The sequence below is a fragment of the Pseudomonas tumuqii genome (assembly GCF_013184545.1).
GTDB lineage: Bacteria > Pseudomonadota > Gammaproteobacteria > Pseudomonadales > Pseudomonadaceae > Aquipseudomonas > Aquipseudomonas tumuqii.
In genome coordinates this window covers 58,195-77,914 of the sequence record NZ_JAAOJA010000008.1, presented here as the reverse complement: position 1 = coordinate 77,914, position 19,720 = coordinate 58,195, and the positions used below count along the sequence as shown (strand labels likewise).

General features: G+C 66.4%; 11 protein-coding genes. 4 read left to right on the top strand and 7 right to left on the bottom strand.

Features of this window, described 5'->3' with window-relative positions:
* The first annotated feature begins 11 nt into the window (after positions 1-11).
* Together G9C89_RS15560 and G9C89_RS15555 are read left to right on the top strand one after the other, a co-directional pair.
* Entirely contained in the window at positions 12-1,031 is a 1,020-nt protein-coding gene (locus tag G9C89_RS15560) for a universal stress protein (protein ID WP_172149582.1), read from the top strand.
* A complete protein-coding gene (locus tag G9C89_RS15555; protein WP_218575938.1) occupies positions 1,028-9,436 on the top strand; it encodes a GH36-type glycosyl hydrolase domain-containing protein in 8,409 nt (2,802 codons plus the stop codon). The genes G9C89_RS15560 and G9C89_RS15555 overlap by 4 nt, the downstream gene beginning before the upstream one ends.
* Before the next feature lie 228 nt (positions 9,437-9,664).
* Here the strand turns inward: G9C89_RS15555 and G9C89_RS15550 are convergent, their stop codons facing one another.
* The 3 genes from G9C89_RS15550 to ftsH form a co-directional block, all read right to left on the bottom strand.
* On the bottom strand, positions 9,665-10,159 hold the full coding sequence (locus G9C89_RS15550) for a BCAM0308 family protein (RefSeq protein WP_172149580.1): 495 nt from the start codon (positions 10,157-10,159) through the stop codon (positions 9,665-9,667).
* A 185-nt stretch (positions 10,160-10,344) separates the two neighbouring features.
* The gene (locus tag G9C89_RS15545) at positions 10,345-10,905 is read right to left on the bottom strand and encodes a phosphoribosyltransferase family protein (protein WP_172149578.1); all 561 of its coding nucleotides are present in this window, start codon (positions 10,903-10,905) and stop codon (positions 10,345-10,347) included.
* A gap of 22 nt (positions 10,906-10,927) precedes the next feature.
* Positions 10,928-12,733: an ATP-dependent zinc metalloprotease FtsH gene (gene ftsH / locus G9C89_RS15540; RefSeq protein ID WP_172149576.1), complete on the bottom strand. Its 1,806-nt coding sequence runs from the start codon at positions 12,731-12,733 to the stop codon at positions 10,928-10,930.
* A 132-nt stretch (positions 12,734-12,865) separates the two neighbouring features.
* Between ftsH and G9C89_RS15535 the strand changes: the two genes are divergently transcribed.
* Complete coding sequence (locus G9C89_RS15535) at positions 12,866-13,843, top strand: cysteine synthase A (protein WP_172149574.1); 978 nt, start codon at positions 12,866-12,868, stop codon at positions 13,841-13,843.
* Between the two features lie 5 nt (positions 13,844-13,848).
* Here the strand turns inward: G9C89_RS15535 and G9C89_RS15530 are convergent, their stop codons facing one another.
* From G9C89_RS15530 to G9C89_RS15520, 3 genes are all read right to left on the bottom strand, one after another.
* On the bottom strand, positions 13,849-14,604 hold the full coding sequence (locus G9C89_RS15530) for a Mut7-C ubiquitin/RNAse domain-containing protein (protein WP_172149572.1): 756 nt from the start codon (positions 14,602-14,604) through the stop codon (positions 13,849-13,851).
* A gap of 16 nt (positions 14,605-14,620) precedes the next feature.
* On the bottom strand, positions 14,621-16,039 hold the full coding sequence (locus G9C89_RS15525) for a homospermidine synthase (protein ID WP_172149570.1): 1,419 nt from the start codon (positions 16,037-16,039) through the stop codon (positions 14,621-14,623).
* A 146-nt stretch (positions 16,040-16,185) separates the two neighbouring features.
* The gene (locus tag G9C89_RS15520; protein WP_172149568.1) at positions 16,186-17,160 is read right to left on the bottom strand and encodes a magnesium transporter; all 975 of its coding nucleotides are present in this window, start codon (positions 17,158-17,160) and stop codon (positions 16,186-16,188) included.
* 378 nt (positions 17,161-17,538) lie between these two features.
* On the opposite strand from G9C89_RS15520, the gene G9C89_RS15515 reads away from it, so the two are divergent.
* Positions 17,539-18,438 (top strand): universal stress protein, encoded by a 900-nt coding sequence (locus tag G9C89_RS15515; RefSeq protein ID WP_172149566.1) that lies wholly within the window; start codon positions 17,539-17,541, stop codon positions 18,436-18,438.
* Positions 18,439-18,613: 175 nt separating this feature from the next.
* Here G9C89_RS15515 and G9C89_RS15510 read toward each other — a convergent pair whose 3' ends face one another.
* A complete protein-coding gene (locus tag G9C89_RS15510; protein ID WP_172149564.1) occupies positions 18,614-19,495 on the bottom strand; it encodes a vitamin K epoxide reductase family protein in 882 nt (293 codons plus the stop codon).
* Positions 19,496-19,720: the final 225 nt, after the last annotated feature.

The window sequence follows — 19,720 nt, the reverse complement described above, 5'->3', positions numbered from 1 at the left end:
AAACCCTGCGGATGATCACTGACAACGTTACCCCCGAATCGACTCACAACGCCGAGACGGCGCCTGCCAAGGGCTTTACCCGGGTGGTGGCCTGCATCGGCTCGGGTGAACCCATGAGCAAGGTGATCCTGCATGCCATTGCGCTCGCCAACAGCCTGGGAGTTCCGCTGCTCTTGCTGCGGGTATTCGTCACCCGCCCGACCGGCGAGGAATGCCAGGACCCGCTCGACTGGGAGATTCGGCGGCGCGAGGCCTACGATCGGGTGGAAGCCCTGGTCGAACGCTATCGGCACCTGTGTGCGCCCATCGAGGCCGAAGTCGTCGAGGGCCAGGCGGCCGAACAGATCGGCCTGTGGGCGCAAAGGCACCCCAACGAGCTGACGGTTCTGGGCACCCACGGCGAATGGCGGCCGGAAGATTGGGGCCTGGGCGATACGGCGCAGGAAGTGGTCGATCATGCCCCGGGGTCACTGCTGTTGGTCCCCTGTACGGCGCAAGATATCCTCGCGACCGGCTATCGGCGCCTGCTGGTGCCGCTCGACGGTTCCTGCCAGGCCGAGTGCGTATTGCCCTTCGCCATGCACCTGGCCAAGGCGCAGCATGCCGAACTGCTGCTGGTGCATGTGGTGCCACCGACCGCGTTGACCGAGGTAGGGCCGGCCGAAAGCGCAGACATCGAATTGAGCGAACGGCTGCAGCGGCGCAATCAACGGGTTGCCCAGCAGTACCTGGCGCGCCTGCAGAGCCGCGCCAGCGAACAGGGTCTGGTGGTGCGCGCCAGCGTGCTCTGCGCTGACGTGCGCAGCAGCCTGGTGCGCATCGCCGCCCAGGAGAGCGTGGATCTGGTCGTGCTGTCCGCGCACGGCTGCAGCGGACGTATGGATATGCCCTATGGCAGCGTCACCAGCTTCCTCATGAGCCATATCCGTCAACCCATGCTGGTCATGCGCCAGCAACCGCCGTTCCGTGCCTTCCAGGATGACGGCGGCGGTCAGCTGGAGTTGCGCTTTGCCTCGCCGAGGGCGCGGTGAACCTGACCCAATCCGATCCCCCAAAAGGCTTGCTCGACGTGGTGGCCAGCCAGCTGCGCGAACGCCATCTGCTGGTCGCGGGCCAACCCGGCGATTTGCCGGTATGGCTGCATATCGATGAGCTGGACGCTTGGCTGCAGGCCACGCAGAAGCTTTGCCTCGAACCGGCGGCGGAAGTCGCCAAGGCCGCCGAGTGGCTGCTGGACAACGATTACCAGGTGCAGCGTGCGGCGCGGCAAATCGGCGAAGACCTGCCGCGCGAGTTCTACCGGCGCCTGCCGTGCCTGACCAATCCGGGCGAGGAGGGCATTCCGCGGATTTTCGCCATTGCCCAGGGCTATCTGCACGCCTCGCACCTGCAGTTGTCGCTGCCCGGTGCCGTGCAGTTCGTCAGCACCTACCAGACCGATGCACCCTTGACCATCGCCGAACTGTGGGCATTCCCGACCATGCTGCGCCTGGCCTGCGTGGAAATTCTGGTCAGCGCATTCGGCCGTCTGCTGCCGCAGTTGCAGGCGCCCTTCGAACCGACCCGGCACTGCGTCGAGTTGGCCACCTTCGATGATACCGAGTGCGTGGCGCGTGCCCTGGCCAATCTGGGCATCATCGCCGCGATCCCCTGGCAGGATTTCTTCGAGCAATGCAGCCGCGTCGAAGAAGTCCTGCGCGACGATCCGGCGGGCGTCTACCCGCACATGGACTTCGACACCCGTGACCGCTACCGCAAGGCGCTGGAGGAGCTCGCCGCTGGCGCGCAGCGCAGCGAGCCCGAGGTGGCCCAGCAGGTGCTGCAACACGCCCTGGCTGGCAATCCGGCCGATGCCAGCGGGCACGTCGGTTACTGGCTGATCGGCCCGGGACGCGAACGCTGCGAGAGCGCCCTGGGTTATCGAGCAAGCCTGGCGGCGGGCTGGCGGCGCTGGCTGTTTGCCCATGCCGGCCAGGTCTATGCCGCTGCGCTCGGCCTGGCCGGGGGCGTCGCCTTGCTGCTGCCGGCCTGGTACCTGGCGCTGGTCGGCGCGGGCCCGGCAACCTGGCTGCTCGGCATCGTGCTGGCCGTGCTGCCGGCCTCGGTGCTGAGCATCACCCTGGTGCATTGGCTGGTCACCCGCAATCTGCCGCCACGGGTGTTGCCCAAGCTCGACTTCAGCAGGGCGATCGCCCACAACTGCGCCACGGCCGTGGTGGTGCCGGTACTGCTGGGCAGCAGCGACGAAGCCATGGAGCTGCTCGAACAACTGGAAATGCACTACCTGGCCAACCCGGATCCGCTGCTGCGCTTCGTCCTGCTCAACGATCATGCCGATGCGCCGGCGCAGCACATGCCCCACGACGCGCAGCTGGAGCAGCTGCTGGTGCAGGGCATTCGCCGGCTCAACCTGCGCCATGCCGGCAGTCACGGCGGGCCTTTCCACCTGCTGCAGCGTGCGCGCCGGTACAACCCGGGCGAGGGCTCCTGGATGGGCTGGGAACGCAAGCGCGGCAAGCTCGAGCAGTTCAACCACTACCTGTTGGGGGCCGAGGAGGGCGCCTTCAGCCTGCATGAGGGCGATCCTGCGGGCTTGCGCGGCATTCGCTTCGTGGTGACCGTGGATGCCGATACCGGCTTGCCCGCGGGGACGGTCGCGCGCCTGGTCGGCACCCTGGCCCATCCACTCAATGGCGCCGAGTTCGACCCGCTCAGTGGCCAGGTACTGCGCGGTTACACGGTGTTGCAGCCGCGGGTGGAAATCGCCCCGGAACGCGGCAACCGCTCGTTGTTCGCGCGGCTGTATACCGGCGACACGGCCATCGATATCTATACCCGGGCGGTTTCCGACGTCTATCAGGATCTGTTCGGCTCCGGCATCTTCGTCGGCAAGGGCATCTACGAGGTCGCGCCTTTCCAGCGCAGCCTGGAAGGGCGCATCCCGGAAAACAGCCTGGTCAGCCACGATCTGTTCGAAGGCATCCACGGCCGCGCCGGGCTGGTCAGCGACATCGTGCTCTACGAGGGTTTCCCCGCTTCCTACCTCGACTATGCCCGCCGGCAGCATCGCTGGCTGCGCGGCGACTGGCAATTGCTGCCCTGGTTGTGGCGCCAGGTGCCGGCCAGCGATGGCTCCAGGCTGAGCAATCGCCTGGGCCCGCTCGACCGCTGGAAGATTATCGACAACCTGCGGCGCAGCCTGATCCCGCTGTCACTGGTGGCCCTGGTGACGGCCGGTTGGCTGTGGTTGCCCGGCTCGCCCTGGGTCTGGACCTTGCTGGCGGTGGCCGTACCGGGGGGCTATCTGTTCACCGAACTGGTCACCGGCCTCGCGGCCGGTCGACGGCGCGGCGCGGTGAAGGGCATGCTGCGCGGGTTGCGCGACCATGCCGGGCGCTGGTTTCTGGCCCTGGCATTTCTGGTCAACGATGCCGTGATTGCGCTCGATGCCCTGGGCCGCACCCTGTGGCGGCTCGGCGTGTCGCGCCAGCACCTGCTCGAATGGACCACCGCCGCGCACCAGGCGCGGCTCCTGGCCGCACGCGATTCGCACGCTTATGCCTGGCGGCAGATGTGCGCTTCGCCGGCCTTTGCCGTGTTGCTGGGCGGTTTGCTGATGCAGTTCAATCCCGGCGCCTTGCTGCCGGCCGCGCCCTTGTTGCTGCTCTGGCTGCTGGCCCCGGAAATCGCCCTGGGCATCGCCAAGCCGCGCCGGCCGGCAATGGTCGAGCTGGATCAGAGCCAGCGCGCCTTCCTCCGGCAACTGGCGCGCCGTACCTGGCTGTTCTTCGAAACCTTTGTCGGCCCCGACGACCACTGGCTGCCGCCGGACAACTATCAGGAAGAGCCCTACAGCGAGATCGCCCACCGCACCTCGCCGACCAATATCGGCATGCTGTTTCTGTCCACCCTCGCCGCGGCGGATCTGGGCTATGTCGGCGCCAGCGACCTGTCGGCCCGCATCCGGCGCGGTCTGGACACCCTGCAGCAGCTCGAGCGCTACCGTGGCCACTGGCTCAACTGGTACGACACGCGCCTGTTGAGCCCGCTGGAACCGCGCTATGTGTCGACCGTCGACAGCGGCAACCTGGCGGTCTGCCTGTTGACCCTGCAGCAAGGCTGCCGCGAAATCGCCGCCGGTACGGCGTTGCGCGAGCAACGCTGGGCGGGTCTGGAGGACGCGCTCGAGTTGCTGCGCGACGCCCTTCGCGTGGTCGAGCAGGGCGAGGTGCAGGAGCGCCTGGCCGCCTTCGCCCTCGATTGCCAGCGAGCCAGTGGCGACTGGCAGATCCTGGACGCGCTGCAAGAGCAGGAAAGCGCGTTGCGTGCGGCAGTGGCCCAGGCCATCCCCCGTCAGCCGGGGCTGAGCGTGCAGCAGCTCAAGGAGATCCAGAGCTGGCTCGAGCGCATCCACCATCATCTGCTCGATATCCGCCGCGACCGCGAGCGCCTGCAACCCTGGCAGAGCCTGCTGGAATCTCCGCCGGCCGGGCGCCGGCAGCTGGTGGAGCAACTCGCCGCCTGCCTGCCGCCGAGCCTGAGCATGGGCGAAATCGCTACCGCCGGCGTCGAGGCCCAGGCCCTGCTGGCCAGTTACGTCGCGACGGACGAGGCCGACGCGCACTGGCAGAGCGAACTCAAGCTGGCGCTGGAGACCGGCTGCCAGGCGCAGCAATTGCTGCGGCAGAATCTGCTGGAGGACGCGGCGCGGGCCGAGTCGATGGCCTTGGGCATGGATTTCCGGCCGCTCTACGATGAGCAGTCGCGGCTGTTCCACATTGGCTACAACCTCAGTGCCGACCGCCTCGACAATCACCATTACGACCTGCTGGCGAGCGAGGCGCGGCTGGCCAGCTATTTCGCCATCATGAAGGGCGATGTGCCCCTGGAGCACTGGTTTAGCCTCGGCCGGCCCTTGGCGCAGATGGCCGGCGGGCTGTCCTTGCTGTCCTGGAATGGCTCGATGTTCGAGTACCTGATGCCGCCGCTGCTGCTGCCCAGCCATGCCGGCTCGCTGCTCGGGCAGAGCGAACGCGCCGCCGTCGAGGTACAGCGCCAGCATGGTCGCGACAAGGGCGTGCCCTGGGGCATCTCCGAATCGGCCTTCGCCTCGCGCGATCCCGAACACCGCTACCGTTACCGGGCATTCGGGGTGCCCGCGTTGGGCCTGCGCCGCGAGCAGGCGCGCGATCTGGTGGTGGCGCCCTACGCGACGGCGCTGGCCCTGGCGGTCAATCCGGCGGCCGCGCTGGACAATCTGCTGGAGTTGCAACGCCTCGGCCTGGTCGGCAGCTACGGGCTCTACGAAGCGGCGGACTATAGCGTCGAGCGGGTTGCCAGTGGCCGGCGATTCACTGCCGTGCGCGCGTTCATGGCCCATCACCAGGGCATGATTCTCGCCGCCTTGGACAATGCGCTGTGTGCCGATGTGCTGGTGCGGCGTTTTCGTGAAGAGCCGCGGGTCAGGATCATGGAGCTGTTGCTGCATGAGCGCATCCCGCAGGAACTGCCGGCGCAAAGCCCGCGGTTCGAGGCACGGCAAGCGCCGCCCAGCAGCAGTCGGGTGGCGCCGCCGCAGGCCTGGCTGCCCAAGGGCGCCGAGCTGTTCCCCCAGGTTCACGTGCTCGGCAACGGCCGTCTGTGCAGCTGGATATCCACCGCCGGTGGCGGCGGCCTGAGCTGGCATCAGCATGCGCTGACGCGCTGGCATGGCGATGCCACTCGCGACAGCCAGGGGCTGTGGATCTACCTGCGCGACGAGCAGAGCGGGGCACTGTGGTCGGCGGGCCGGCAGCCAACCGGCGTGTTGTCCGAGCATGAGCAGGTGATCTTCCATCCACATATGGCGGAATTCCAGCGTTACGACCATGGCATCCGCCTGCGCATGGAAGTCGCCGTCGCCGCTGCCGACGACCTGGAAATCCGCCGCCTGACCCTGAGCAACGAGAGCGATCAAGCGCGCACCCTGCAACTGACCAGCTATGGCGAAGTGGTACTGGCGCCGCCGCTCGACGACGAACGCCACCCGGCGTTCAGCAAGTTGTTCGTCGGCAGCGAGTATCTCCCGCAGCTGCAGGCCCTGCTGTTTACCCGGCGTGCGCGCCATCCCGAGGAAAAGCCGCCGCTGCTCCTGCATCGCCTGGTGCTCGACGACCCGCGCATGGCGGCGGTGAGTTTTGACAGCGACCGGCAGAGCTTCCTCGGCCGTCACGGCGATGAGCGCCAGCCGCAAGGCGTGCTCCACGGGCTGGGCGGCAACAGCGGCTGGACGCTCGACCCGGTGATGGCCCTGCAGGTGCGCCTGGTGCTCGACCCCGGCGAACACCGGCAGTTGGCCTTCCTGACCCTGGCCGGCGGCTCGCGGCAGTCCCTGCTCGAACACGCCGAGCGCTATGCCACCCTGTCCGCGCTGGAGTGGGCGTTCGCCGATGCGGCCAGCGAGGCCAGCCGGGAGACGCGCCAGCTGGGCCTGGAACCGGCCTGGCTGGCGGAGCTGCAACTGCTCGCCTCCTTGTTGCTGCATCCGCATCCGACCCTGCGCGGTGCGGCGACGACCCGGCTGGGCAATCGCCTGGGCCAGCCGCGACTGTGGGGCATGGGCATCTCCGGCGACCGGCCGCTGCTGCTGTTGCGCACCGGCCATGGCGAGGAAACCGGGCTGCTGCGCACCCTGGTGCGCGGCCAGCGTTTCTGGCGGCGCCACGGCCTGCATGTCGATCTGCTGGTGTTGCGCCTGGGCGCCTCCAGCTACGCCGAACCGCTGCGCGAACAACTGCACGCGCTGCTGCAGGAAGCCGGGGGGCAGGACGAGTTACCCAGGCACAGCGGCGGCGTGCACCTGCTGTTCGCCGATCAGTTGCCGGCCGACGACCTCGGCCTGCTCGAAAGCGCAGCGCGGGTGGTGCTCGACGAGTCGGCCGGTACGCTGGCCGAGCAACTGCAGGCCGCCATGCTGCCGCGGCCGTTACTCCCGCCATTCAGTGGCACGGGCCAGACGTTCGCGAATGGCGACAGGCCCTTGCCGCGGCCGAGCGACCTGCGCGCGGATAACGGTGTTGGCGGCTTCAGCGCCGATGGCCGCGACTACCTGATCCACCTCGAGGCGGACCAGCGCACCCCGGCCCCCTGGTGCAACGTGCTGGCCAATCAGGGCTTCGGCAGCATCGTCAGCGAGGCCGGCCTGGGTTTCAGCTGGGCGCTGAACAGCGGCGAGAATCGCCTGACGCCGTGGAACAACGACCCGCTGGCCGACTGTGCCGGCGAAGCGCTGTATCTGCGCGACGAGGAAACCGCGGCGATCTGGACCACCACGCCGTTGCCGGCAGGCCAGGGCAGTGCCTGCCAGATTCGCCACGGCGCGGGTTACAGCAGTTGGCGGCGCCACAGCCAGGGCCTGGAGCAGGAGCTGCTGGTGTTCGTGGCCCAGGAGGATCCAGTGAAGATCGTCCGCCTGCGCCTGCACAATGTCAGCCCGCGGCCGCGGCGGATCACCGCGACCTACTACGCCGAATGGCTGCTCGGGGCGCTGCGTAGCACGGCGCGGCCCCATGTGGTCTGCGAATACGAGAGTGACAGCCACGCGCTGCTGGCCCGCAACCCGTGGAACCCGGAGTTTGCCGAGCGGGTCGCGTTCCTCGGCGCCAACCACCCGCCGCACAGCCTGACCGCCGACCGTCAGGATTTTCTCGGCCTGGGCGGCCATCCGAGCCGTCCCGCCGGGCTGCAACGCTGGGCGCTGGGCGGACGGATCGAGCCGGGGGACGACCCCTGCGCCGCGTTCCAGGTGCACCTGGACATCGCCGCCGGCGCCACCGCCGAGGTGGTGTTCCTGCTCGGCCAGGGCAGCGATCGCGAGCAGGCCACGGCATTGGCCCGCCACTGGCAGCAGGAGGGCCAGGTCGAGCAGGCCCTGGCCCAGGTCACCCGGCACTGGGACCGCCTGCTCGGCGCGGTTCAGGTGCAGACCCCCGACCCGGCCTTCGATCTGCTGGTCAATCGCTGGCTGCTCTACCAGACCCTGGCCTCGCGCATTTTGGCCCGCGCCGGCTTCTATCAGGCCGGTGGCGCCATCGGCTACCGCGATCAGTTGCAGGACGTGCTGGCCCTGTTGCACGCCGACCCGCAACGCGCCCGCGCGCATATCCTCGCCTGCGCCGCCCACCAGTTCGAGGAGGGCGACGTGCTGCACTGGTGGCATCCACCGCAGGATCGTGGCGTGCGCAGCCGCTGTTCGGATGATCTGCTGTGGTTGCCCTACGTCACCAGCCAGTACGTCGAGGCCACCGGTGACCGGAGCATTCTCGACGAGCCACTGGCCTTTCTCCAGGCGCCGCCGCTGGCCGCTGACGAACATGATCGCTACGCGCGCTACCTGCCTGGCGACCAGCCGTACTCGCTCTACGAACACTGCAAGCGCGCGTTGCAGCACGGCAACACCCGGGGCAGCCATGGCCTGCCGTTGATCGGCAGCGGCGACTGGAACGACGGCATGGACCGCCTCGGTCGCGAGGGCCGGGGCGAGAGCGTCTGGCTCGGCTGGTTCGCGGTGGCGACGATGAAGGGTTTTGCCGGCCTGGCCGAACGCCAGGCCTGCTTCGACGAGCAGATCTACTGGATCAAGGCGGCCCAGGCGCTGACCCGGCAGATCAATGAGGTGGCCTGGGACGGCGACTGGTACCTGCGCGCCCTGGACGACGACGGCCGGCCCCTGGGCAGTCACGTGGACGAGGAGTGCAAGATCGATTCGATCTCGCAGTCCTGGGCGGTGCTGTCCGGCGGGCATGCCACCCCCCGGGCGCGACACGCCGTCGAGCAGGCCGCCGCCCGGTTGATCAGCGAGCAGCACCGGCTGATCCGCCTGCTCTGGCCGCCGTTCGCCAATACCCGACGGGAACCCGGCTACATCAAGGCCTACCCACCCGGTATCCGCGAGAATGGCGGCCAGTACAGCCATGCCGCCGCCTGGCTGGGCATGGCCTTTGCCGAACTTGGCGATGCCGAGGGTGCCTGGCGGATTTTCCAGCTGATGAACCCGATCCACCAGGCCGCCAGCCCCGAGCGGCTGGCGCGCTACCGCGTCGAGCCCTATGTGCTGGCGGCCGATATCGCCAGCGTCGCACCGCATTGCGGGCGCGGCGGCTGGACCTGGTACAGCGGCTCGGCGGCCTGGACCTGGCGCCTGGCCATCGAGTCGATCCTCGGCCTGCGCCTGCGCGAAGGGCGGCTGGCGATCACGCCTTGCCTGCCGCCAGGCTGGCCAGGGTTCAGCGCGCAGATCCAGGGCGAGCAGGGCGCGCTGCGCATAGTGGTGGCGAAAATCACCAGCACCGAGGCCGGCTGGCCGCGGACGACCCTCAATGGCCAACCGCTGCTGGAGGAAACCGTGGCGTTCCCCCGCGACGGCTCCACCGCCGAGGTCAGGATCTGGCTGTACTAGCGCCGGATTGGGCTCGCCACCGCAGGATGCGCGGGCCACGTAGGATGAGCGCAGCGATACCCATCACCCGCAAGCCACCCCAACTGCGCCGGCATGCAGCTCTGGCGGCAGATGGGCGTAGGCGCAATGCGCGGTAATGGTTCGATCGCTGATGGGTATCGCTGTGCTCAAGCCTACGCGGCCCGCCACATCCTACAGAACCGTGTTCACTCCAGCGCTTGTGCTCCTTCAGTCGCGCTGCCAGTGGATGCTGACGTGGGTTTGGTTATCGTCGTAATGGTATTTGGTCTGGCCTTTGTAGGCGGAATCCAGGGCGTGACCGATGCGATTGGCCAGGTGGATACCGGTCGTGGTGACTTGCACGACGTCATCCTGGGTCGTCACTTCGAGGAGGCGTTCCATGGCGTGCTCGGCCTTTTCCAGCGTCTCGGTGTTGTGGATCAGGTTGAGGATTTCGCTGTGATGGGTCTGCAGAAATTCCCCTGACAAGGTCAGGGTGCCCGCCGGAACCTTGTCTTCAATGCGCCGGCAGGCCGGGCAGACAACCTCGGTTACATCGGCCGGGAGGCTGGTTTGTGGGGTTTGCCAGGCCCAGTTGCCGGCTTGATAGAGTGCGCTGCACCTGGGGCAGACCGCGGTGCCAGCACTGCGCGGGCTGAGGGTTGGATCGTGGCGGTTGGGGCTGAACAGTTTGTTTTTCTGACTCTGCTGATACTTGTCCATGACATTCTCCGCGACGCGAAAACAGTGGATTGAGGGCAGGCTTGGAGGCCAGGCTCGACAAGCAGACACCTCTGTCTGTTTGCACCGGTTTGCGCCCATGCATCTTGATGTACATCAAAGCAGGTCTGAGAGCACCAGCAGCGCTGACAGGCGGTGCGTTGCACGGTTGTCGGGAGAGCAGCCAGTCAGCCGCGGTGGCGCAGCACCTCGATGCGCAACGCCTGCTCGTAAGGCGGCACGTTGCATTCGATGATGTCGCCGGGGGCGATCTGCAGGCGCACGCCGACGATATCGGCACGCACCGGCTGGGTGCAGACGCAGCGATCGACCAGCACCGCCGCACGCACCCGCTGGGCACCGAGACGCGACAGGTAGGCGCAGGTGCGCAACAGCGAGTGGCCTTCATAGAGCACGTCATCGACCACCAGCAGGGTGGTGCTGGACAAGTCCAGCGCGGCCAGTTCGGGACTCTCGGTCAGTGCGGTTTGCGCATGCAGCAGGCTGAGGTCATCGGCGTAGCGTTTGACCTTGAGTGGATACAGGGGCAATTCGGCTTGCCCGGTAAGCTGCGCCAACTGCCGTTGCAGCATCCGCGCCAGGGGTTCGCCGCGGCGCAGAATGCCCACCAGCGCACTCTGCCCGGGCGGCAACAGAGCCGCGGCCTGGCGGGCCATGCTATGCACGATGGCGGCGAGTTCTGCGCTGTCGTACAGGCAGAGCCTTTGCCCGGCGGATTTCGTCTGCATTGGGGTTGTCTCCATCCGCACGCTAGGCCGGCAGTGGGCGCAGCGCCGGGAACTCTTCGGGGGTCAGGGTTTCCTTTTCCAGCAACAACTGGGCACCTTGTTCCAGCTCGGCACGCCGACTCTGCAGCAGGGCCTTGGCCCGCGTATAGGCGCCATCGATCAGGGCCCTGACGCTGAGGTCGACCTCGCGCGCGGTCTCTTCCGAGTAGTCTTTCTCGCGCAGGCCGATCGCCTGTTCGCCCAGGTAGCTGGCGCTTTGCCGTTCCAGCACGGCTTGGCCGAGTTCGGCCGTCATGCCGAAGCGGGTGACGATCTGCCGGGCGATGTCGGTGACCTTGGCCAGGTCGTCGGCGGCGCCGGTGGAAATCTCGTTGAAGATCAGGTCTTCCGCCGCGCGCCCGGCGAGCAGCACGACCATGCGGTTTTTCAGCTCCGCCAGGGTGATCAGGAAGCGATCCTCGGTAGGCCGCTGCAGGGTATAGCCGAGCGCGCCGACCGAGCGCGGGATGATCGACACCTTGTGCACCGGATCCATGCCCGCCAGGCTGGCCGCGGCCAGGGCGTGGCCCATTTCGTGGTGGGCCACCACTTCGCGCTCGTGGGGCTGGAGCAGGCGACCGCGGCGTTCGCTGCCGACCACGATGCGTTCCACCGCGGCGGTGAAGTCGTCCATGCTCACCTTATCGGCGCCGCGGCGGGTGGCGAGGATGGCCGCCTCGTTGACCAGGTTGGCCAGGTCGGCACCGGAAAAGCCGGTGGTGATGCCGGCGATACGCTCCAGGTCGAGGTCGGCGGTGGCCTGGATGCGCTTGGCATGCACCTTGAGGATGGCCACCCGGCCGCGTCGATCGGGGCGGTCGATGACGATCTGGCGGTCGAAACGGCCGGCGCGCAGCAGGGCCGGGTCGAGGATCTCCGGGCGGTTGGTGGCGGCCAGCAGGACTACACCTTCACGCGGGTCGAAGCCGTCCAGCTCGGCGAGCAACTGGTTGAGGGTCTGTTCCTTCTCGTCGTTGCCGCCGAAGGCGCCGACCCCGCGCGCCTTGCCCAGGGCGTCCAGTTCGTCGATGAAGATGATGCAGGGGGCAGACTTGCGCGCCTGCTCGAACAGGTCACGCACCCGTGCGGCGCCGACGCCGACGAACATCTCGACGAACTCGGAGCCGGAGATGGAGAAGAACGGCACGTTGGCCTCGCCGGCCACCGCCTTGGCCACCAGGGTCTTGCCGGTACCGGGCGGGCCGACCAGCAGGATGCCCTTGGGAATCCGTGCGCCGAGGCGGCTGTACTTGGGCTGGTCCTTGAGGAAGGACACCACCTCGAGCAGCTCGGCCTTGACCTCGTCGATGCCGGCCACATCGTCGAAGGTCACCCCGGTATCGCGCTGGACGAATACCTTGGCCTTGGACTTGCCGACGTTGACCATGCCGCCAAAGCCCTGTTTCTCGGCCAGACGACGAAACAGGAACGACCAGAGGGCGAAGATCAGGATAAAGGGCAACAGCCAGCTCAGCAGGTTGCTGATCAAGCCGCCTTGGCGGGTGCCACTGAAGGTCACCTGCGACTGCGCCAGGGCCTCGGCCAGATCGGGTTCGACCCGCACGGTGACGAATTGGCTGCGGTTATTGATCGGTTCCTTGAGCTTGCCGCTGATCTGCTGCTGCTCGATGCGCAGATCGCTGAGTTTCTCCTCCTTGAGCAGGCGCATGAACTCGCTGTAGGGCAGGGGCTCGACCGCGCTGCGTGTTCCCCACCAGTCCTGAAACACCAGGAGCAGGCTGAAGGCGACGAGAAAGAACCAGAGGTTCCATTGATGCTGCTTTTCCATGTGGCCGGTCCTCGGGGGAAGGGTTCGAGGTTATGCCTGGCGGCCGGCCGCGGTATTGATACCCGTCAACCCCATCGGTTGCGCCTGTCGCCGCTAAACTAGAAAGAGGATAGAGCAGGTTGGAGGTGAACCATGGCTATCCGCGAGGGTTTTAGCGGAACCATTGGCGACACGCCGCTGATTCGTCTCGGCAAGCTGAGCGCCGAGACCGGTTGCGAGGTCCTGGCCAAGGCCGAGTTTCTCAACCCCGGCGGCTCGGTGAAAGATCGCACGGCCCTGGGCATCATCGAAGACGCCGAGCACAGTGGCCGCCTGGGCCCGGGCGGTACAGTGGTCGAAGGCACCGCCGGCAACACCGGCATCGGCCTGGCGCATCTCTGTGCGGCGCGCGGTTACCGCTGCATCATCGTGATCCCGGATAACCAGTCGCGGGAGAAGTTCGACCTGCTGCGTCAACTGGGCGCCGAGGTGCGTCCGGTACCGCCCAAGCCGTACAGCGACCCGGACAATTACCAGAAGATCGCCGGTCGCCTGGCCGCCACATTGCCCGGGGCAATCTGGGCCAACCAGTTCGACAATACCGCCAATCGCGACGCTCACTACCGAACCACCGGGCCAGAGATCTGGCGCGATAGCGAGGGCAGGGTGGATGCCTTCGTCTGCGCGGTCGGTACCGGCGGCACCCTGGCCGGCGTGGCGCGTTATCTCAAGGAGCGCAAGCCGGCGGTGCGCATCGTCCTTGCCGACCCCATGGGCAGTGCCCTTTATCACTGGGTGCTGGACGGCGAGTTGCGCGCCGAGGGCAAGTCGATCACCGAAGGCATCGGCACCAGTCGGGTTACCGCCAATCTGCAGGACACGCCGATCGACTCGGCGCTGCAGGTGGACGACCAGCAGTGCGTGGACATGCTTTATCGCCTGCTGCGCGAGGAGGGCTTGTACGTCGGTGGGTCGAGCGGCATCAACCTCTGCGCGGCGCGCCGGGTCGCCCTGGAACTGGGGCCGGGACACTGCGTCGTGACCCTGTTGTGCGACCGCGGCGGGCTCTATGCCGGACGCCTGTTCAATCGCGACTGGCTGCGCGAAGCCGGGCTGCAGCCGCCGGCCTGAGCGCTTCAATCCGGGTCTGTCTGCTGCGCGAGCAGCGCGGTCAGCAGGCCGCGCATGCGGCGCCAGTGCGTGCCTTGCCAGTACAGGCGGCCGCAGCCATGGCAATGCATGAACTGCGAATAGCTGTAGCCGATGCGGCTGGGCAAGCGCTCGCGGGTTTCTTGTGCATCGATGCCGTGCAACGGCAGGTTGCAATGCAGGCAGCGGCTGAACGGCTTGATGCTGGGCGCCAGGTCGAGCCGCTGGCACAGCTCGCGCAACTGCTCGGCGGACTTGCGCGCATGCACGTAGCAGCCGTGACTGACCAGCCGGCGCTTGAGCAATTCGCGGTCGCGGGTCAGCACGATGCGCTTCTCGCGCGCGGCTATTTCGGCGATCTGCAGATCGTCGAAGTGATTGTCGTAGAGCGTGTCGAAACCGGCCATGCGCAGCAGGTGGGCCAAACCGCCGAGGTGGGCATCGGCGATGAAGCGCAAGGCCCGCAGCGGCTGCTCACGGACCTTGAGCAGGGAGCTGATGTCCAGACGTTCGAACTTGGGGTAGACCGCCACCCGGTCGCCGTCCGCCAATAACCGCTCGAAGCCAACCGACTCGCCGTTGACCAGCAGCAGCTCGACCTCGGTGTGGGGCACGCCAAGGGCCTCGATCATGTGCTTGGTGGTGGCCGCGCGGGCACAAACGCAGTCGAACTCCCGGCGCCGGCGCTCGGCCGGCAGGAAGTCGTTGAGCTCCTCGTAGAAGCGAAAAGTGGCGCGGACCATGACTCAAGCATAGCCCTCACGGGGCGCGGAAATTCTTGAATTGCCAGGGATCGTCGAAGTCGAGATCCGCGGGGAACAGGCCGCGGTGGTGCTCCAGTGGGGTCCAGTCGCTGTACACCCCGCCAACCTCGCCGAGATAGGGCCGACACAGCTGCAGAATCGCCGCGTGGGGCATTTCGTCCGGCTCGACGATGCCGCGCCTGGGGTGCTGGATGGCCCAGATCACCCCGGCCATCACCGCGCTGGTGACCTGCAGGCTGGTGGCATTGTTCTCCGGGCACAGCGCCCGGGCCTGCTGGATGCTCAGGCGCGAGCCGTACCAGTAGGCGCCGCGCGGGTGGCCCATGAGCAGCACGCCGAGAGCATCCACGCCGTCGCTGATGTCCTCTTCGAGCAAACGCTGACGCTGCTGTGCATGCCAGTTGCGCCCAGCCAGTTCATGCAGCGAGAGCACCGCCGCGTCGCAGGGGTGATAGGCATAGAGCACCGTGGGGCGGTACTCGGGCGCGTGCGGGTCGCCGAGGGTCAAATAGTCGGCGATGGCAATGGATTCGCTGTGGGAGATAAGAAAAGCCAGCTGCGCCCCGGCCAGCGGCGTCCAACTGCGCACCCGGGTGGCCGCGCCGGGACGGCTCAGGTAGAGGGCGGCCTGACAGCCGAAAGCATGCCGCGCGGCGTCTGCGGGGAAGTAGCGCTCATGACTGCCCCAGCCCAGTTCGGCCGGTTGACAGGCCTCACTGAGAAATCCGCGCACCGACCAGGTATTGACGAACTCGCCAGCGGCCTTGGGTTCCAGGCCGAACTGCGAGTCGCGTTCGGCGATATGGATACTGCGTACGCCAAGCGTTTGCGCCAGCCGCGCCCAGTCCTCGCGCGAGGTCGGCGGCGCGGCGACCAGATCACTGTCGGCGGCCAGTTCGAGCAACGCCTGCTTGAGCAGATGGGAAATCAGGCCGGGATTGGCGCCATGGGTAAGTACCGCCGTGGGGCTTTTCCCGCGCTTGCCACGCAGGGTCAGAACGGCTTCGCGCAGGGCGTAGTTGGAGCGTTGCGAGAGCGGCAGCGACGGGGCGTCATAACCGCCGGCCCAGGGTTCCGTGCAGGTGTCCAGGTACAGCGCGCCACACTCGCGGCACAGGCTGATCAGCGCCAGGCTGGAGACATCGACCGAGAGATTGAGCAAAAAGTCACCCGCGGCGAGCCGTGGCTCCAGCACCTGTCGATAGTTGTCCCGGGTCAACTCGAAATGCACCAGGGTGACCCCGTGCTCACGGGCCAGCGGCAGCTCCCAGTGATCGGCGCTGATGATCAGCAGTTGTTCGGGCCTGAGGTCAATATGACGCAGCAAGAGCGGCAATACCCCCTGGCCGATGCAGCCGAAGCCGAGCATGACCAGGCGGCCGGCGAAGTGCTGTTTGGCGGGAGACGTGAGCATGTCCGGCTCTCCGGGTGTTGCTGCGCCAGGGCGCGAACAGAATAGGCTAAGTCTGGCCGCTCACCGCGCCGCCGCAAGGGCCATGCCTGTAACTGCAGCTTAGGACGGATCCGCGTCCGCAGGCGTGCGTTTCTGTCCTTGCCTGGTCAGAACAGTGCGCTGGCGATAGTGAAGTAGATCAGCACCGAAAACAGGTCCTGGATCACCGTAGCCAACGGCCCGCTGCCGAATGCCGGATCGAGGGAAAAGCTGTTCAACAACCAGGGCAAGGTCATGGCTGCCAGGGTTGCCGTGGCGCAGCTGGCGAACACCGAGAGCCCAATGCACAGGGCAATCTCGGGGCTGCCCCAGCGCCACCACACCAGCGGGCCGGCGACCAGGGCCAGCGCCAGGCCGATAGCCAGGCCCACCAGCAGTTCGCGGCCCATCATCTGGCGCATCCCGACCCCGACCGAAAGACCGCGTACGACCACGGTTTCAGTCTGGGTGCCGACCGCATCGGCGAGATAGACGATTCCCGGGATGAAGAAGGCCAGGATGATCTTGCTCTGCAGTTGTGCCTCGAACTGTCCGACGAAATCCGCCGCCAGTAGCGCCCCGACAAGCCCCACCAATAACCACGGGATGCGATGCCGAAAGCGCCGCCGCACCGGTTCCTCGCTGCTGCTGCGCGCGGCCTCGGCCCCCTTGGTAAAGCCCCCGAGGCGCGATAGATCCTCCTCGTGCTCCGAGAGCAGGACCGCGAGCAGGCGGTGCGGCGGAATCACCCCGACCAGGCAGCCTTGCGCATCGACCACGGTCAAGGCCGACTCCTCATGGTTCACGGCGCGCCAGGCGGCGATTTCCTGATCCACGCCCGGCGCGACTATGGGCGCCTGAGCGTCCATCAAGTCAGCCAGGGTGATGTCCGCTGGCGCACTGAGCAGGTCTTCGATCCTCACCAGGCCGAGAAAGTGCCGATCTTCGCAGACCATGATGTGGCTCGCGCACTCGTAACGCTGGCCGATCATTTCCAGGCGCGCCGCGTCGACTCTGCGGTCCGGGGCAAACCGCGGGACTCGGGAGGTGGCGTGCTGCGCCGCCGTTTCGAAGCTGGTGTAGTCCGTTGTCTCATGCGACATGGCTATCTCCTGACGCAGGGCCATGCCGCATGGATATGCCTGACCAATGCGGCAAGGATATCTGGACTATAGCTCTGGCCGCTCGACCCGGAACGACGCATTGGACGAGCAAGTCCGACGCATGGCCGGGCAAGACCGGTCGTCGCTAGCCCGCGCTGAATGCTTGGGAAAAACTCTCGCCTAGCGTGGCCGCCTCCAGCCGTTCGATGGTTCACAACCGCTGAGAAACGGAACCGGGTCGGTTTGATGTAGATCAACGCCGCAGGCAATCAGGCGGGGCAGGCTGAATCATCTCGACATGCATCGCCCGGCGTGATGTTTCGCTTACGGGAAAGCCAGGGGGTAGGGCGGTGGTAACCGGAGTTTCTGGAGGTTCCCATGAGTCAGTATCAACGACTGCTTCTAGTAGCCGATCCAGGCATGCGCCAGTCCCCCGCCCTGCAAAGGGCAGTGGCGTTGGTGGAAGCGTGCGGTGGTTCCTTGCACATTGCGGCGATCAGCGGCCCGTTTGCCACTTTGTGGTTGCTGGACAAGAGCACTGAAGCGCAGATACGCGACGATTTCCTCAGGCAACAGCAGGCGCGCCTCAAGGCTGAAGCCGAGCGGCTCAGCACCAAAGGCATTGCGGTGACGACCGAAGCTGTTTGGACCGATGCGCCTGTCGAGGAAATTCTCCTGCAGATGAAGAACGCCCAGGCGGATCTGCTCATCAAGGACACGCGCCATGAGCCGATCTTGCAGCGCGCCTTCATTACCCCGCTGGACTGGCAGTTGCTGCGCGAATGCCCGGTGCCATTGCATTTGGTCAGTGCCGCCGAGCACCCGCTGCCGCGCAGGGTTGTCGCGGCAGTCGACCTGTCACAACCAGAAAACCGGCTCAGCGACATGAACGAACGTATTCTGGCCGCCGCCAGTGGCTTAGCCGTGCAATGCAATGCCGAGCTGCATCTATTGCACGCCTATGAGCACTCACCTGCCTACCTGGCCTATGCCGCTGCCCCGGTCAGTTGGACGCCGGAATTCCTGGACGAGTTGACCAGCATAATGCGCGCGACCTTCGAACAGTTCGCCGAGCAACATGCTGTGCCGCCGCAGCGGCGGCATGTTGTCGAGGGTTCTCCGATCAGGATCATCAGCGACTTTGCCACGCGCGAGCACATGGATGTAGTGGTAATGGGAACGCTGGTCCGCAAGGGCCTGGAAAAAGTTCTGGGCAGCACCACGGAGCAGACCCTGTATCAGATCCCCAGCAGCATCCTGGCGATCAAGCCAGCCTGATCCAGGTTCAGCGGGTGACAAGCCGTTGAATAGACATGGGCGGGTTTGCAGTCGAAGGGGGCAGGACAGCGCCAACCTTGCGGGCTTGCCCAGCTGCAGCGCACCAGGGAGAGCACTGCCCGCGCTTGTGTTCAGGCATTGCCCATGGCCTGAACACTAGTGCAATAGCTGGGCTTCAAGGCACGGGGGTTTCCCGCCACTTGAATCTTGAGAGGCGCGTCAGTTCTTCAATATTGAGCATCTGCGAATAGCGCTGTTCGCGGATTATCCAGGTTGGGTAACGGTTGATCTTCTCTTCGATGCAGACCCGCGCCAGCAGTCCGTTGCGCCCGTCTGGTGTGCACTCGACATAGGGCAGACGCTCGGCCGATGTGCCGAACAGGCGTTTCTGCTCCTGGCAGCTCGAGCACCAGAAGGTCCCATAGAACTTCGCGCCGCTACGCTGCAGGTGGCTGGCCAGAGCCTGCAACTGCGGGTCTTCGCGCGGGGCAAACAGATCGCTGTAATACAACTGCAGGCCGCTCAGGGTGACCACGGTGGCCACGCCGCAATAGGTCAGCCAGTGCCGCCAATCGGTGCCGGGTGCCGATTTGGGTCGTTTCAGACTCACTCGAATGAAGATCGCCGCCAGCAGGGCCAGCGACAGCAAGCACCAGGCGCAGAATGCTTCAAGTTGCAGCCAGGCGACCAGGGTCATGTACAGGCTGACGGCCAGGCCGAACCAGGCCAGTAGCCAGAGTCGCCGCCAACGCACCAGCCTGGCCGGCAGTCGCCAGGCGTTACCCGCCAGCAGCCCATAAAGGACGAAGCCCCACAACGCCAATGGCAGCCCCAACAGGCGCGACCAGCGACTTTGCTGAATCAGATCGCAGGCCGTCTCTTCCGAGCAGAATGCTGGCGTGCCGCCGCGCAGGGCGACATAGGTCAGATAACCGGTCAGCAGCATGCCGCACAGCGCCAACACCAGCACCAGCCACTCGGGGGAATGCTGAGCGCTTCGCTCGACGCCGCTATGCAGAAGCGCCTCGGCACGGTGGATCCTCTTGGTCTTACTCATAAGCCAGGCTCTTTTTCCAAGGGTATCTGTCGATAAAACATCCTGCTTTCTAGACGTTAGCAGTAAAAAGGCCGCCGAGGAGGGCAAGGCTTGTCACAAACGAGGCCTGCCGCAGCACGCGCATCAAGCCCGATCATGTGGCTGTGGTCGACTTGGTCCGGTGCGCAAAGCGCGGCCATGGCCTTGCACACCCGCTGGGGCCGGTGCCGGCAAGCCCATGCGGTT